At 71.0% G+C, this 15,717-nt stretch carries 12 protein-coding genes and 1 pseudogene; 9 read left to right on the top strand and 4 right to left on the bottom strand.

Annotated elements, in window-relative coordinates; genetic code table 11:
- Positions 1–141: 141 nt before the first annotated feature.
- Positions 142–585: a PTS sugar transporter subunit IIA gene (locus VB080_RS13135; RefSeq protein ID WP_323418903.1), complete on the top strand. Its 444-nt coding sequence runs from the start codon at positions 142–144 to the stop codon at positions 583–585.
- Between the two features lies 1 nt (position 586).
- Complete coding sequence (locus tag VB080_RS13140; protein WP_323418904.1) at positions 587–1,630, top strand: zinc-dependent dehydrogenase; 1,044 nt, start codon at positions 587–589, stop codon at positions 1,628–1,630.
- 343 nt (positions 1,631–1,973) lie between these two features.
- Here VB080_RS13140 and pfkB read toward each other — a convergent pair whose 3' ends face one another.
- Together pfkB and VB080_RS13150 are read right to left on the bottom strand one after the other, a co-directional pair.
- Complete coding sequence (gene pfkB, locus VB080_RS13145) at positions 1,974–2,921, bottom strand: 1-phosphofructokinase (RefSeq protein ID WP_323418905.1); 948 nt, start codon at positions 2,919–2,921, stop codon at positions 1,974–1,976.
- Positions 2,918–3,712, bottom strand: a complete 795-nt coding sequence (locus tag VB080_RS13150; RefSeq protein WP_323418906.1) for a DeoR/GlpR family DNA-binding transcription regulator — start codon at positions 3,710–3,712, stop codon at positions 2,918–2,920. The genes pfkB and VB080_RS13150 overlap by 4 nt, the downstream gene beginning before the upstream one ends.
- 474 nt (positions 3,713–4,186) lie before the next feature.
- Between VB080_RS13150 and purD the strand changes: the two are divergent.
- From purD to purQ, 5 genes and pseudogenes are all read left to right on the top strand, one after another.
- Positions 4,187–5,509, top strand: a pseudogene (gene purD, locus VB080_RS13155) (phosphoribosylamine--glycine ligase); the annotation flags it as partial.
- A gap of 116 nt (positions 5,510–5,625) precedes the next feature.
- Positions 5,626–7,056: an adenylosuccinate lyase gene (gene purB, locus VB080_RS13160; RefSeq protein ID WP_323418907.1), complete on the top strand. Its 1,431-nt coding sequence runs from the start codon at positions 5,626–5,628 to the stop codon at positions 7,054–7,056.
- Positions 7,057–7,251: 195 nt separating this feature from the next.
- A complete protein-coding gene (locus VB080_RS13165; protein WP_323418908.1) occupies positions 7,252–8,106 on the top strand; it encodes a phosphoribosylaminoimidazolesuccinocarboxamide synthase in 855 nt (284 codons plus the stop codon).
- A 68-nt stretch (positions 8,107–8,174) separates the two neighbouring features.
- Complete coding sequence (purS, locus tag VB080_RS13170; RefSeq protein ID WP_323418909.1) at positions 8,175–8,417, top strand: phosphoribosylformylglycinamidine synthase subunit PurS; 243 nt, start codon at positions 8,175–8,177, stop codon at positions 8,415–8,417.
- Positions 8,414–9,097, top strand: a complete 684-nt coding sequence (purQ, locus tag VB080_RS13175; RefSeq protein ID WP_323418910.1) for a phosphoribosylformylglycinamidine synthase subunit PurQ — start codon at positions 8,414–8,416, stop codon at positions 9,095–9,097. Before purS ends, purQ begins: the two co-directional genes overlap by 4 nt.
- A 120-nt stretch (positions 9,098–9,217) precedes the next feature.
- Here purQ and VB080_RS13180 read toward each other — a convergent pair whose 3' ends face one another.
- The gene (locus tag VB080_RS13180) at positions 9,218–10,963 is read right to left on the bottom strand and encodes a bifunctional anthranilate synthase component I family protein/class IV aminotransferase (protein WP_323418911.1); all 1,746 of its coding nucleotides are present in this window, start codon (positions 10,961–10,963) and stop codon (positions 9,218–9,220) included.
- Positions 10,964–11,059: 96 nt separating this feature from the next.
- Positions 11,060–11,890: an aldehyde dehydrogenase family protein gene (locus VB080_RS13185; protein WP_323418912.1), complete on the bottom strand. Its 831-nt coding sequence runs from the start codon at positions 11,888–11,890 to the stop codon at positions 11,060–11,062.
- Positions 11,891–12,109: 219 nt separating this feature from the next.
- Here VB080_RS13185 and purL point away from each other — a divergent pair, with 219 nt between their 5' ends.
- Both purL and VB080_RS13195 read left to right on the top strand, forming a co-directional pair.
- Positions 12,110–14,374 carry a phosphoribosylformylglycinamidine synthase subunit PurL gene (gene purL / locus VB080_RS13190; protein WP_323418913.1) on the top strand — a complete coding sequence of 755 codons (2,265 nt, stop codon included), beginning with the start codon at positions 12,110–12,112 and terminating at the stop codon, positions 14,372–14,374.
- Positions 14,375–14,538: 164 nt separating this feature from the next.
- The gene (locus VB080_RS13195; RefSeq protein WP_323418914.1) at positions 14,539–15,678 is read left to right on the top strand and encodes a DUF4870 domain-containing protein; all 1,140 of its coding nucleotides are present in this window, start codon (positions 14,539–14,541) and stop codon (positions 15,676–15,678) included.
- Positions 15,679–15,717 lie beyond the last annotated feature (39 nt).

Below are 15,717 nucleotides of genomic sequence, written 5' to 3' on the forward strand. Positions count from 1 at the left end.
GACCCCGTCCGCAGTGCACGTCGCGGTGGATAATTTCATCGGCAGCCCCAAGTACGACGAGGTCGTCGAGATGATCAAACAGGCCAACGGCGCGCCGGCGAACAGCTGACCCGTCCGGCCACGAAGAACTGGAGGAACCCCTTGTCAACGAACTCGATTCTGGCACCCGGCTCGGTGCGGCTGGGGCTGGCCTCGGTCAGCAAGGACGACGCCATCCGCGCCTGCGGCCAGGTGCTCGTCGAGGCTGGCGCCGCCACCCCGGAGTACGTCGACGGCATGTTCGCCCGCGAACTGCAGGTGTCGACCTACATCGGTGAGGGGGTTGCGATCCCGCACGGGACCAACGAGTCCAGGGGCTACATCAAGGCCCCGGCACTGGGGTTCCTCCAGTTCCCCGAGGGGATCGACTGGGACGGCAATGAGGTGAAGGTGTGCATCCCGATCGCCTCGGCGGCCGACGACCATCTCGGCATTCTGGCCAGCCTGGCGGAGATCCTGATGGAGCCCGAGGCCGCCGAACAGTTGCGCACCACCGGTTCGGTGGACGAGGTGCTCACCCTCCTGAGCCCGGCAGAGGAGAACTGACATGAAGGTAGTACGCTTCCACGCCCCCGAGGACGTCCGGATCGAGGACGCCCCGATCCCGCAGATCACGGCTGACGAGGTGCTGCTGAAGGTGCGGAACTGCTCGACCTGCGGCACCGATGTGAAGATCTTCCACAACGGCCACCAGAACCTCACCCCGCCGCGGGTGATGGGCCACGAGATTGCCGGTGAGGTCGCCGAGGTCGGCGCCAACGTCACCGGCTGGGTGGTCGGTGACCGCGCCCAGGTGATCGCGGCCATCCCCTGCGGGGAGTGCCACGAGTGCCGCAAGGGCTGGATGGCGGTCTGCGAGAACCAGACCTCGATCGGCTACCAGTACGACGGCGGTTTCGCCGAGTACATGGTGGTACCGCAGGCCGTGCTCAAGGTGGACGGTCTGAACCGGATCCCGGACGGGGTCGGCTTCGACGAGGCGTCCGCCGCCGAGCCGTTCGCCTGCGCGATCAACGCCCAGGAACTTCTCGGGATCGAGGAGGGCGACACTGTGGTGGTGTTCGGCGCCGGCCCGATCGGCTGCATTCACACCCGGATCGCCCGCGGCGTGCACCGGGCGGGGCGGGTGTTCCTGGTCGATGTGAACGCTGAGCGGCTGGAGATGTCGGCAGCAGCGGTCAAGCCGGACGAGGTGATCGACGCCTCCAAGGTAGACGTGGTGGCGGAGGTCATGCGGCTCACCGGCGGACGAGGCGCCGACGTGGTGATCACCGCGACGGCGGCGAACATCACCCAGGAGCAGGCGATCGCGATGGCCGCCCGCAACGGCCGGATCTCCTTCTTCGGCGGCCTGCCGAAGACCAATCCGACCATCACCTGCGACTCCAATCTGGTGCACTACCGTCAGCTCCACATCCACGGGGCGAACGGCTCGGCACCGAAGCACAACAAGTTGGCCTTGGAGTACATCGCCTCCGGGCAGGTGCCGGTGAAGGATCTGATCACCGTCCACCTGCCGCTGGAGCGGGCCCTGGAGGCCTTCGACATCGTCGCCAAGGGCCAGGCGATCAAGGTGACCGTCGAGCCGTAGGCGCATCGACACAGCAGGCCCCGCCATCCGCGTTCCGTGGCGGGGCCTGCTGCTGTGTCGGGTTCGGTGCCGGCAGCCGGTCAAGCCGGATCCGGCTGCTGTTCGAGCGGGTGGGGACCGGTGCCCGGCGCTGCGGCCTTCGCTCGACATTCCCGGGCCAGTGCGCATCGCGCTGCGCTGCCGGTGGGCCGGAACGACGCTCACCCGCTACCAGCCCCGAGGGTGACCGCGTTCCCGGCAGGCCGGGGCGGCACCTCCCACGGATTCACGCCGAGGCCCTTCGCGCTCCGTGTTCCCGGCAGGCCGGGGCGGCACACTGGTGGCTCGACCGGGGGATCGCTGGTCAGTCGTCCAGCAGACGGGCGGGATCCGGGTCGACGGTCACCTGGACGTCGACCTTGGCCATCTGGTCGGGGTTGGGCATCTCGCTGCCGGGCAGGGCGACGGCGGCGGCGCCGAAGGCGACGGCGGTGCGCAGGGCGGTCGCGGCGTCGCTGCCGGACGAGACCGCGTGCAGGTAGCCGGCCAGCAGCGCGTCCCCGGCTCCGACCGTCGACAGCGGCTGGCTCACCCGCGCGGTCGCCTGGATCACCTCGGAGGCGTCCACCAGCAAGGCGCCGTCACGGCCGAGGCTGATCACCACGGTGCCGATGCCCGCGGCGATCAGCGTCCGGGCAGCATCGACCACCGCGCCCACGGTCGGCAGGTCGCGTCCGACGGCTTCGGCGAGCTCGACGCGATTCGGCTTGATCAGATCGGGGCCGGCGGCCAGCGCGGCGACGAGCGGTCCGCCGGAGGAGTCCACCGCCACCTTCAGTCCATCGGCCTGGCAGCTGCGCACCATGTCGGCGTAGAACCCGTCCGCCACACCCGGTGGCAGTGAACCGCAGCAGACCACCCAGGTGGCTGTGCCGCTGGCCCGGCGGACGGCGTCGCGCAGGGCGTCGAGTTCATCGTCGCGCAACTGCGGGCCGAGCTCGTTGATCTTGGTGGTGGTGCCGTCCGGTTCGACGATGGCGATGTTCGCCCGGATCGCCTGCCTGATCCGGACCGGTTCCACCTGCACGTCCAGGGGTTCGAGCAGGTCGAGCATCAGCCGGCCGTAGACCCCGCCGATCGGGAGCACGGCGGCAGTGGCGGTGCCGTGCAGGGCGAGCGCCCGGCTCACATTGAGGCCCTTGCCGCCCGGATCCTCCCGGGTCTGGAAGGCCCGCATGACGCTGCCCCGTTCCAGGGACGAGATCGACACCGTCCGGTCGACGCTGGGATTGGGAGTGAGGGTGACGATCATGCCCGGATCACCTCCGGCCCTGCGGTACGCAGTTCTTCGGCAAGGCCGTCGTCCAGGCCGGTGTCGGTGATGACCGAGTCGACTTCGGTGAGCCGGGCGAAGCGGCACAGCTGGGTGCGGCCGACCTTGCTGTGATCGGCCAGGCAGACGACCCGCCGGGCTGCGGCGACCATCGCTCGTTTCACCTCGGCCTCGGACTGGTCGGGGGTGGTGAGGCCGGCCTCGGGGGTGATCCCGTTGGTGCCCATGAAGGCGACATCCACCCGCAGGCCCTCCAGCGCCGAGCGCGTCCAGGCGCCGACAGCGGCACCGGTGACCTCGCGCAGCCGGCCGCCCAGGAACAGCAGTTCGACCCGGGGTAGCTCGGCAAGCAGCGCCGCCGCCTGCAGGGAGTTGGTCACCACCGTGATAGGCAGGCCTGTCGGCAGGTGCCGGACGAGCTCAAGCGTGGTGGTGCCGGAGTCGATCAGGATCGAGCCACCATCGGGGAGCAGATCGCGGGCGGCCCGGCCGATCCGGGCCTTCTCCGCCGCGTACTGGCCCCGCCGGGCGGTCACCGAGGGCTCGTAGCCGAGTTGCTGGACATGGACGGCGCCGCCGTGGATCCGGCGCAACTGCCCCTGGCGCTCCAGGATCGCCAGATCGCGCCGGATGGTCTCGGTGGTCACGTCGAGTTCCTCGGCCAGAGCTGACACCTCGACCCGGGAACGGCTGCGGGCCTGGTCGAGGATGCGCAGATGCCGCTCATGAGGAAGAAGTCGTTCTTCAGGCACAACGTCATCGGTGGGCATGCGCCCTACGATACCAACACGAACACAGCAATTACCACACAAATGGGCAGATGGTGTTAAAGGCGCGTCGACGGGCTGGGGAGGGTCGCCGGTGGAGTGACGCCGGATCTTCAGTGTGACACCGCGGTCAAGTCGCGGCGTCGCAGCCCGGCGATACGGCGTCGATGGGTCGCTGAACAAGGTGGGGGATGGAGTCGGTGTTCGGGTGTTGGGTCACAGCGTGCCGCGGCAGGGGCGGGGCGCTGAACAAGGTGGTGGATCTGGTCGGTGTTCGGACGTTCAGCCACAGCGTGCTGCGGCAGGGGTGGGACAGCAGCTTCAGCGTGGCTCCAGCGGCTCCATGGCGGACGGTCGCTCCTGGCGAAGGCCGGGCGGCCGGTGTCAGGCTGACGGGCGGTGGTGGCAGAGGTGTCTCCTCCTGGCGAGGGCCGGGTCGCCCGAGGGTACGTCGCTAGGATCACCTCCGTGAGCGGACTGGTGGTACTCGTGGTGGGCAGCGGTGGACGCGAGCACGCGCTGGCGTGGGCGCTGAGCCGGGATCCGGGGGTGGCGGCGGTGCACATCGCGCCCGGCAACCCCGGTACCGCGCAACTGGGCACCAACCACCCGGTCGACCCGCTGGACGGTGAGGCGGTCGCCGAACTCGCTGCCGACCTGGGCGCGGGCCTGGTGGTGATCGGCCCGGAGGCTCCTCTGGTCGCCGGCGTCGGCGACGCCGTCCGTGCCGCGGGTATCCCGGTCTTCGGACCAGGCGCCGAGGCCGCCCGGCTGGAGGGCAGCAAGGCCTTCGCCAAACAGATCATGCAGGCTGCCGGTGTCCCCACTGCCGAGGCCCGGCTCTGCCTGTCGATGGACGAAGTGCTGGCCGCCCTCGACTTCTTCGGGCCGCCCTATGTGGTCAAGGACGACGGGCTGGCCGCCGGCAAGGGTGTGATCGTGACCGAGGACCGGGACGCGGCGATCCGGCACGCCGCCGGCTGCTCCCGGGTGGTGGTCGAGGAGTACCTCGACGGCCCCGAGGTGAGCCTGTTCGCGCTGTCGGACGGCAACCACGTCCTCCCCTTCGAACCCGCGCAGGATTTCAAGCGGGTCGGCGACGGCGACACCGGCCCCAACACCGGCGGGATGGGCGCCTACACCCCGCTGCCTTGGGCGCCCCCGGGGCTGGTGGACGAGGTGGTGCGCACCGTGCTGCAGCCGACCGTCGACGAACTGCGCCGCCGCGGCACACCGTTCGTCGGCCTGCTGTACGCCGGCCTGGCGCTCACCCGCCGCGGCGTGCGGGTGGTGGAGTTCAACGCCCGGTTCGGCGATCCGGAGACCCAGCCGCTGCTCACCCGGCTGCGCACTCCGCTGGGCAGGGTGCTGCTGGCTGCTGCCACCGGCAGGCTCGCCGATGAGCCGCCGCTGGAGTGGGGCAGCGGTGCGGCAGTCGCGGTCGTCTTGGCCGCCGAGGGCTATCCCGACACCCCCCGCTCCGGTGACGAGATCACCGGAGCCGATACCGGCACCGTCTTCCACGCCGGCACCGCGGTGGACGCCGAGGGTCGGCTGGTCACTGCGGGCGGCCGGGTGCTGGCCGTGGTCGGGACGGGCGACACTCTCGCCGAAGCCCGCGAGGTGGCCTATGCCACAGCGGCGGACGTCCACTTCGCGGGTGGCTTCTACCGTCGCGACATCGCGGAGAAGGCCGCCGCAGGCACTGCTGATCGAGCCGGTCTGGATCAGGGCCTCGCCGCTCCCGCCCGCCTCGGGACGGGGGGCAATTCCGTCGAACCAGGGGACGGTTCCGCGTCCCATGTGCCCGCTCCCGAGCCACGGCCGGGAGGGGGGACGGTTCCTCGTCCGGCTAGCGGTGAGCCGGGCCAGGGGACGGCCGGCGAAGCTGCCGGTTCGACCACGGGAGGTGCGGCATGACCATTCCCAATGTCCTGGCCACTCGTTACGCCTCACCGGCGATGCGGGAGATCTGGTCGCCCGAGCACAAGATCGTCGCCGAGCGGCAGCTCTGGATCGCCGTCCTGAGAGCCCAGCGCGATCTCGGCGTCGACTTCGGCGGCGACGACCCGGACACCGTGATCGCCGCCTATGAGAAGGTTGTCGACCAGGTCGACCTCGACTCGATCGCCGCCCGCGAACGCGTCACCCGGCACGACGTGAAGGCCCGGATCGAGGAGTTCTGTGAGCTGGCCGGCTACGAGCACATCCACAAGGGGATGACCTCCCGCGACCTCACCGAGAACGTCGAGCAGCAGCAGATCCTGGCCTCGCTGAAGCTCATCCGGGAGCGGGTGGTCACGGTGCTGGTGAACCTGGCCCGGCTGGCCGTGGAGTACCGCGACGTGGCGATGGCCGGACGCTCGCACAACGTCCCCGGTCAGGTCACCACCCTCGGCAAGCGGTTCGCCACCGCCGCGGACGAGGTGCTGGTCGCCTACCAGCGGCTGGACGAGCTGATCGCGCGCTACCCGCTGCGCGGCATCAAGGGCCCGATGGGCACAGCCCAGGACATGCTCGACCTGCTCGGCGGGGACGCCGCCCGGCTCGCCGATCTCGAACGGCGGGTTGCCGACCACCTCGGGTTCGCCACCGTCCTGACCGCCACCGGGCAGATCTACCCGCGTTCCCTCGACCACGACGTCCTCTCCGCACTGGTGCAGACCGCAGCCGGGCCGTCCAGCCTGGCCCTGACCATCCGGCTGATGGCAGGTCAGGAGCTGGCCACCGAAGGCTTCAAGCCCGGCCAGGTCGGCTCCTCGGCGATGCCGCACAAGATGAACGCCCGCTCCTGCGAGCGGGTGAACGGCCTGACGGTGGTGCTGCGCGGCTACGCGACCATGGCTGCCGAGATCGCCGGGGCGCAGTGGAATGAGGGTGACGTGTCCGAGTCGGTGGTGCGGCGGGTGGCGCTGCCCGACGCCTGCTACGCCCTCGATGGGCTGTTCGAGACCTTCCTCACCGTGCTCGGCGAGTTCGGCGCGTTCCCGGCCGTCATCGAGGCTGAGTTGCAGCGGTACCTGCCGTTCCTGTCCACCACCAAGGTGCTGATGGCCGCCGTCCGCCACGGGGTGGGACGCGAAGCCGCCCACGAGGCGATCAAGGAGCACGCGGTGGCGGTGGCGCTGGAGATGCGCGCCGGAGCGACCGAGAACGACCTGTTCGAGCGGCTGGCCGCCGACCCGCGTCTGGGCCTCGACCTCGGCCAGGTGCGGGCCGCGGTCGCCGACCCGCTGGAGCTGACCGGGTCGGCCGCCGACCAGGTCGACAGGATCGCCGCCCGGGTGGCAGAGCTTGCCGCGCGTCACCCCGAGGCCGCCGCCTACCACCCCGGCGCCGTCCTCTGACCGCGTCCGTCCGGTCCGACGAACGCCACCCTTCGCGAACTGACCGCCTCCCTTCCCGTCGAGCGCCAGGCCCTGGGGCCGAGCGCTCGGCGTGAAGGGAGGCGCTCGGCGTTAATGGGCGCTCGGCGTGACGGGGCTCGGAGTGAGGGGTGGGCGGGGTGGGGGGCGCGGCCACCGAGGCCGTACCCTGACGGCATGCTTGAGTTGCCGCTGCTCCACGCCGGGAAAGTCCGCCGCCTCTACGACGCGGGCGAGAAGGGGATCCTCCTGGTCGCCACCGACAACATCTCAGCCTTCGACTTCGTGTTGGAGACACCGATCCCGGACAAGGGACGGGTGCTCACCCAGCTGTCCCTGTGGTGGTTCGAACAGCTCAAGGAACTGGGGGCGAACCACGTCCGCTCCACCGACGTGCCGGCTGAGGTGGCCGGACGGGCGGTCTATGTCGAACCGCTGGAGATGATCCCGGTGGAGTGTGTGGCCCGGGGCTACCTGACCGGCTCGGGCTGGAAGGAGTACCGGCTCACCCGCTCGGTGACCGGGATTGGCCTGCCGTCCGGGCTGCAGGACGGTTCGCGGCTGCCGGAGCCGATCTTCACCCCGGCGATCAAGGCGCCGCTGGGCGAGCACGACATCAACGTCGACTTCGCCACCATCGCCGAACTGCACGGCGACGACCTGGCCGCGCGCCTGCGGGACGCCACCCTGGCGCTCTACAGCCGCGCCGAGGAGCTCGCCCGGGAACGCGGGATCATCCTGGCCGACACCAAGTTCGAGTTCGGGTTGCGGCCCGACGGCACTCTCGTCCTGGCCGACGAGGTGCTCACTCCGGACTCGTCCCGGTTCTGGGACGCGGCCGCCTGGCAGCCCGGTCAGGCGCAGCCGAGCTACGACAAGCAGTACGTCCGCGACTGGCTGGCCACCGAGTCCGGCTGGAACCCGACCTCCGACACCCCGCCCCCGCCGCTGCCGCCCCAGGTGGTGGCGGCCACCCGCGCCCGCTACCTGGAGGCCTACCAGCGGCTCACCGGCCACCCGCTGGAGGGGTGAGCGGGCCCGGCCGGACGCCAGGCGGAGACCGCCGAGCGGCGTGGTCGCGATCGTCTACACTCCTGGCCATGGCGCGAGTGATAGTCGACGTGATGCCCAAGCCGGAGATCCTCGACCCCCAGGGCAAGGCGGTCACCGGCGCGCTGGCCCGGCTCGGCTTCAGCGGGCTGTCGGTCCGTCAGGGCAAGCGGTTCGAGATCGAGGTGGACGGCGAGGTGACCGACGAGCGGCTGGGCCAGATCAGCCACGCCGCCGAGACCCTGCTGGCCAACACGGTTATCGAGACCTTCCAGGTGCGGGTGGACTCGTGACCGCCCGCATCGGCGTCGTCACCTTCCCTGGCTCGCTGGACGACGGGGACGCTGCCCGCGCAGTGCGGCTCTCCGGCGCCCAGCCGGTGGCGCTGTGGCACGCGCACGATGACCTGGCCGGCGTGGACGCCGTGATCCTGCCCGGTGGGTTCTCCTACGGCGACTACCTGCGCTGCGGTGCGATCGCCCGGTTCTCTCCGGTGATGACCGAGGTGATCCGGCGGGCGGACGAGGGGATGCCCGTGCTCGGCATCTGCAACGGCTTCCAGATGCTCTGCGAGGCGCACCTGCTGCCCGGAGCGCTGATCCGCAATGACCGGCAGACCTTCGTCTGCCGTGACCAGCGGTTGCGGGTCGAGACTCGCGACACGGTCTGGACCTGTCAGTACACCGAGGGCCAGGAGATCGTGATCGCGCTGAAGAACGGCGAGGGTAACTACCAGGCCGACGCCGAGACGATCGCCCGGCTGGAGGGCGAGAACCGGGTGGTCTTCCGCTATCTGGAGGTGAACCCGAACGGGTCGGTCAATGACATCGCCGGCATCACCAACGAGCGCGGCAACGTCGTGGGCCTGATGCCCCACCCGGAGCACAACGTCGAGGCACTCGCCGCCGCCAGCACCGACGGCCTCACCCTGTTCGGAAGCGTCCAGAGCTTCCTGGCGGCGGCTGTCGGCTGAGCCTCGAGGCCTGGTGAGGACCTGCTGTCCGGCAGAAACCGGGTGATTCCGGGGGTTCGCGTGGATAATCCACTCGGGTCACCGCATTCGCCCGGTTTCTGCGGCATCCACGCCCGGACGTCAGCGCCCGCTGTCTGGCAGGACTACCGGACACCAGCCGCGGAGCGCGTTGAGATAGGCCACCTGCTCGACCCGGCCCAGGTCAGTGAGGCCGACAGCCGCCTCCACCAAGGTGCCGTCGGACAGACGGGCCGCCCGCTCCACGCCGGGCAACAGGCCCAGGCTGGCAGGCGGAGTCACCCAGCGTCGGTCCAGCAGGAATGCCAGGTTGCCGCGGGTCGCCTCGGTGACCTGGCCGTCGGTGGTGTGGCAGATCACGTCGAAGGCGCCTGCCGGACGGCCGTCGTACAGCGCCTCGTAGTGCTGCCGCCAGCTGGTCTTGTGGCCGATCACCGGCGCCAGGGCGACGGTGTCCAGCGGCCGGTCGGCCACCGCGAGCGTCACCGGGGACGGCGTCTCGGGACACCGGGAGGCCACCGCCTGCGTCGAACCGTCCCCGGCTGTGAGCCGAACCCGCCAGGCTCCGGACGGATGTGCCGCCCGCAGCCGCTCGAGCGCGGCCGCCGCCTCGGCGAGGTCGGCACCCAGGCCGAGGACGGCGTCCGCGCGGGCCAGCCGGTCGAGGTGGCCGGCCAGCCGCGGGTACCGGCCGTCCACCAACCGCAGCGTCTCCAGGGCGGCCAGCGGCCGGCCACCGAGGAAACGGGTCTTCGCCCGCCACTCGGCCAGCTCGGCGCTGGGCCGGGAGTCGGCGACGATGCCCGACCCGACCCCGCACTCCAGCCGGCTGCCTCGTTGCTCGACGGTCCGGATGGCAACGTTGAAGATCGCCTCACCGCCGGGGCGCAGCACGCCCAGCGCGCCGCAGTACCAGCCGCGGGGCTGGGACTCGAGGCCGGCGATCACCTCCATCGCGCGGATCTTCGGGGCGCCGGTGACCGAGCCGCAGGGGAACAGCGCCGCGAAGAGGTCGGCGAGGCCGGTGCCGGGCCGGGCCTGCCCGCTCACCGTGGAGACGAGCTGCCACACCGTCGGCAGCTCGAGCAGGTCGAAGAGCCCGTCGACCCGCACTGTCCCGGGGAGGCAGACCCTGCCCAGGTCGTTGCGCAGCAGGTCGACGATCATCAGATTCTCGGCCTGTTCCTTGGGGTGGCCCCGGAGCTGCTCCGGCGGCGTGCCAGCCGGTGCCGTGCCCTTCATCGGCTGGGTGGTCACCCGGCCGTCGGGGCGGGCGTGGAAGAAGAGCTCCGGCGAGACGCTCGCCACCCCCGCCCCGCGCAGGAAGACCGCATACCCTTGCGGCTGGGTGGACGCCAGCCCCCGGAACCGGGAGTACAGGTCGTCCCCCGGCGGCGGGAGCGTGGCCATCCGGCTGGTCAGGTTGACCTGGTAGCAGTCGCCCGCAGCGATCCGCTCCTGGACTTCGGTGATCGCCGCCGCGGGGTCGGGGACGGCGAACCGTCCGCTGACGAACCAGTCGAGAACCGGCGATGCCGACGCGGCCGGCCAGCCGACAGGGTCGGCCGAGAACACCTCGAACCGGGCGAGTTCACCGGTGCCGGCACGGGTGCGCTGCGCGGCGTCCCAGGCACCGCCTGCCTCGTAGGTCAACCCCCCGACCACCCAGTGGCCGGCTCGTGCGGCCTGCTCGGCGGCGGCGACCACCGCCGGCACCTGGTGCGGTGCCGAGGTGGCAAGCACCGCCGTCGGCTCGGTCAGGAAGGCTCCGGCCAGCCTGGGGCCGTCGCGGTCGCGCGGATCCAGCGGCAGGTCGAAGGCCGCTCGCACCAGATGGGCCGAGGTCATGTGACAAGGGTGCCAGCCCGACCGATCGCGTGGTCTTCGACACGGGCAGCACTCGCGGGTGGACGAGTGGCGCCGCCGACCCGGCAACTCTTCGAGTCAGCCGCCGCGGCTGCGGACGACCGTGCGGGTGAAAACGGTGGGGGAGAGGATGGCCGCGTCCGCGACCGGGACGTAGCCGGCGTGCTCGAGGTGGTCCACCCCGTGCTGATCGCAGTGCCACGCCAGCTCGGGGGACTCGTCGAAGACCACCTGGTCGACCACCTCGGCGATCAGGGCGTCCAGGTGATCGCCGCGGCCGGCGACCACGCGGACCAGCCCCTTGGGCAGGGTGGCCGCCTCGAAGAGTTCGGCCAGCAGCAGCGCGCTGAAGGAACCTCCGGGGCTGGGTCGCAGCAGCACAGCGTTGCCGGCCAGCAGGGCGAGGGTGGCATGGGTGGCAGGCTCGGTGAAGGGATGCTGCATGCCAGAACCCACTCCGACCAGCCCGCTCGGCTCACGGCGCTCAGTGGCGACCACGCGCAGTCCGCGGCGTTGCTTGACCGCCCGGAGCTGCCGGGGTGCCCGTCGCGACCACAGGGCAACCGCCCGGGCCAGGCCGCCGAGCTCGGCCGACGCCTGATCGAGCGAGATGCCGGTCTCGGCGTGCACCAGGCTGGCAGCCTCGGCCTCGAACGCCTGCAGGAGGGTGGCCAGCCGGCCGAAGGCCAGCCGGCGGAAGGACGGATCGAGTGCGCCCCAGGCGTGCTGGGCGTCCCGGGCGGCCTCAGCGGCGGCCCTGACGTCGGAGGCGGTGGCTTCGGGGAGTTCGCCGATCAGCCTGTCGTCCAGCGGCGAACGGACGACAAAGGTGCGTTCGGCGTGCACCGAGCACAGCCGGGACGCGAGTTCGCCGTGGCGGCGTTCATCCAGGAAAGCAGTCGATCTCATTCTTCGCCCCGAGGGCTCTGGGGGGTGTCCGGGGTGAGACCCCCCTATCGTACGTCACCGAGCCGTCCGTCCGCGGCCCGCCGCGGACGACGTGCTGGCTCGGACGTCGATCCGTTCGTCCCCGGCCTGCCGCGGGCGGCGTCCGATTCCCGGCGTCCGACGTCCCCGGCGTGCGCGGACCCGGTCTGGCTCGTCAGTGGCAACCGGTAGATTTGCCGCGTGGTCGACACCGTTTCGCAAGCCGCCAGCACACCCGACGCCAGCCAGCCCTGGGCCGAACTCGGCCTCAAAGCCGACGAGTACGAGCGGATCCGCGCGATCCTCGGCCGCCGGCCCACCTCCTGCGAACTCGCCATGTACTCGGTGATGTGGTCCGAACACTGCTCGTACAAGTCGTCCAAGGTGCATCTCAAGCGATTCGGTGAGCTTGGCAACCAGACCCCACGCGGCGAACTGCTGGCCGGCATCGGCGAACAGGCCGGGGTGGTGGACGTCGGCAACGGGCTGGCGGTCACCTTCAAGATCGAGTCGCACAACCACCCGAGCTATGTCGAGCCCTACCAGGGCGCCGCCACCGGCGTCGGCGGCATCGTGCGCGACATCCTGGCGATGGGCGCGCGTCCGATCGGCGTGATGGACTCGCTGCGGTTCGGTGCCCTGGACGCTCCCGACACCGCGCGGGTGCTGCCCGGGATCGTCGCCGGCGTGGGCGGCTACGGCAACTGCCTGGGGCTGCCGAATGTCGGCGGCGAACTGGTCTTCCACCCGTCCTACTACGGCAATCCCCTGGTCAATGCCCTCTGCGTGGGCGTGCTGAGGCACGACGACCTGCATCGCGCCTTCGCCTCCGGGGTGGGCAACAAGGTGATCCTCTACGGTGCGGCTACCGGCGGGGACGGGATCGGCGGCGCGTCCATCCTCGCCTCGGAGACCTTCGAGGCCGACGGCCCGGCCAAGCGCCCGGCAGTTCAGGTCGGCGACCCGTTCATGGAGAAGCTGCTGATCGAGAGCACGCTGGAGTTGTTCGCCGCGGGCATCATCATCGGCATCCAGGATCTGGGTGCCGCCGGTATCTCGTGCGCCACCTCCGAGCTGGCCAGCGCCGGCGACGGCGGCATGCATGTCGATCTCGACCTGGTGCCGCTGCGCGACCCGACCCTGAGCCCCGAAGAGATTCTGATGAGCGAGTCCCAGGAGCGGATGATGGCCGTCGTCGCACCCGGTGACGTGGAGGCCTTCATGGCGATCTGCCGCAGGTGGGACGTGCTGGCCACCGTGATCGGCGAGGTCACCGAGGGCGACCGGCTGGTGATCGACTGGCACGGCGAACAGGTGGTGAACGTCGAACCCGCCACCGTCGCGCACGAGGGGCCGGTGTACGACCGTCCGATCGCCCGTCCGGGCTGGCTGGACGAGCTCAACGCCGACGCAGCCGAGAGCCTGCCCCGTCCCACCGGCCCGGACGACCTGACGGCGGCTTTCTGGGCGGTGGTGACCGCACCCAACCAGGCTGACAAGTCCTGGGTGACCGACCAGTACGACCGTTACGTCCGGGGTAACTCGATCCTCGCCCAGCCCGACGACGCCGGCGTGCTGCGGGTGGACGAGGAATCTGGCCTGGGGATCGCCCTGGCCACCGACTGCAACGCCCGGTTCACGCTGCTGAACCCCTACCTGGGCGCCCAGTTGGCGCTCGCCGAGGCCTACCGGAACGTGGCGGTTACCGGTGCCGAGCCGGTGGCGATCACCGACTGCCTGAACTTCGGCTCCCCGGAGGATCCTGAGGTGATGTGGCAGTTCACCGAGGCCATCGGCGGCCTGGTCGACGGCTGCCGGACGCTCGGAACCCCGGTCACCGGAGGCAATGTCAGCTTCTACAACCAGACCGGCGGGGCGAACATCCTGCCCACCCCGGTGGTCGGCATGCTGGGCGTGATCGATGACGTCGCCGACCGGCTCACCACCGGCTTCCGCAACCCGGGTGACCAGCTCTGGCTGCTGGGCAGCACCGGCGAGCATCTGTCCGGATCGGCCTGGGCCGAGGTGGTCCACGGTCACCTCGGCGGGACGCCGCCGGTCCCCGATCTGGCGCACGAGCAGCGGCTGGCGACCGTGCTGCGGACGGCCGCACGCCGGCACCTGCTCAGCTCCGCCCACGACCTGGCTGACGGTGGCCTGGCGCAGGGGTTGGCCGAGGGCTGCCTGCGGTTCGGTGTCTCCGTCACGCTGGGGCTGCCCGAGGGCGATCCCTGCGTCCAGCTGTTCTCCGAGACCCCGGGACGGGTGCTGGTCTCGCTGGCCCCGGAGCAGGCCGACGCGTTCGGGGCACTCTGCGCCGAGCACGGCGTTCCCGCCGCTCATCTGGGTACGGTCGCCGATACCGGCGTTCTGGAGGTGCAGGGCCATATCAGGCTTCCCCTGGACGAACTGCGGGCCGGCTGGATGGCGCCCCTCCCGTCCGCCATGCAGGCTGCCGGACACTGACGAAGGCCGAACCGCCCAGGTCGGTCGGGGGTGGCGGGCGATTGACTGCTGCGGCCGGAAATCGGCCGGCTACGGGCTGGTTCAGGGTCGGTTCGGGGGAGAAGCACTCCGGGTGGGCCCAGTGTGCGGCAAGAATAGGTGCGTCCCAGAAGCAGGAGGCCCGTATGTCCAGTCCCACCGGGTGGGAGCGTCCCGAACCCGTCGAGCCCGAGATCGTCGAGACCGAGGTGGTCGAGCCCACCGAGGCCGAGCCCGAGTCTGCCACCGAGGTGTCGCAGGACGTCGTCGATGCCGTGGTGGTCGATTCCGGCCCGACATCCGACATCACCTCGGCGGAACCCGCCGCTGCTGATGCCGCGGAGCCCGCTCCGGTGCTGGCCGAGGTTGTCGTGGAACCCGAACCGGTCCCTGCCGACCTCACCACGGAGCCTGAACCCGCCGTGGTCGATCACACCACCGCACCCGACACGACCGGCCCGGCGCGCCGGCTCGTGCTGGACGACGCCGAGCCGGAGCCGGTCGAGCCGACCAGCTTCGATGTCGCCGCCGCTGCCGCACCGGCCACTCCGGTGACGCCGGCCGCGCCGCCCGGCGGCAGCTGGCTCGACCTGCCGCCGCTGGCGGGCCCGCTGTATGACACGCCGCCGTCCAGTGCTCCGGTGGAGTCCGCGGCCCCCGGCGGGTCCGGATTCTCGCCACTGCCGGGTCAGGGGCCCTACGACGCCCCGCAACAGCCGCCGACGCCGTCCTACACCCAGCCCTCCTTCGGTGACTACAACCAGCAGGCAGCAGCGGAGTCCTACGGGCACGGGACGCCGTCCCCGCAGGCCGTCCCGCCACAGCCGGCGTCGCCGTACCAGACGAGCGCCTCCGCCCCGTACCCGCCGGCCGCGCCGTACCCGGGTGCGGCAGGGCAGCAGGCGCCGTATGCGCCCTACGGCGCGCAGGCGGGCGCGACCCCGGGCTACGGCCTGCAGCCCTACCAGTACGGCACCGACACCTCGACGGCCTCAATGGCGCACTGGCTGGGCATCCTGGTCGGCTTCCTCGCACCGCTGATCATCATGCTCACCCGGGGCCAGCAGGATCCCAACGTCCGCGCCAACGCGGTCGAGTCGCTGAATTTCCAGCTCACGATGCTGGTCGGCTACATCGTCTCGTTCATCCTGACCTTCGCGTTCATCGGGGTGATCGGCTTCATGGTGCTGCCGATCCTGGGGCTGATCTTCCCGATCCTGGGGGCGATCGCCGCCAATCGCGGGGAGGCCTACCGCTACCCGGTGCGGATCCCGTTCGTGAAGTAGACCGGTGCCGGCGGCCGCCCGGACAGCCGGTAAGCTGCC

The sequence above is a fragment of the Propionicimonas sp. genome (assembly GCF_034927565.1).
Lineage (GTDB): Bacteria > Actinomycetota > Actinomycetes > Propionibacteriales > Propionibacteriaceae > Propionicimonas.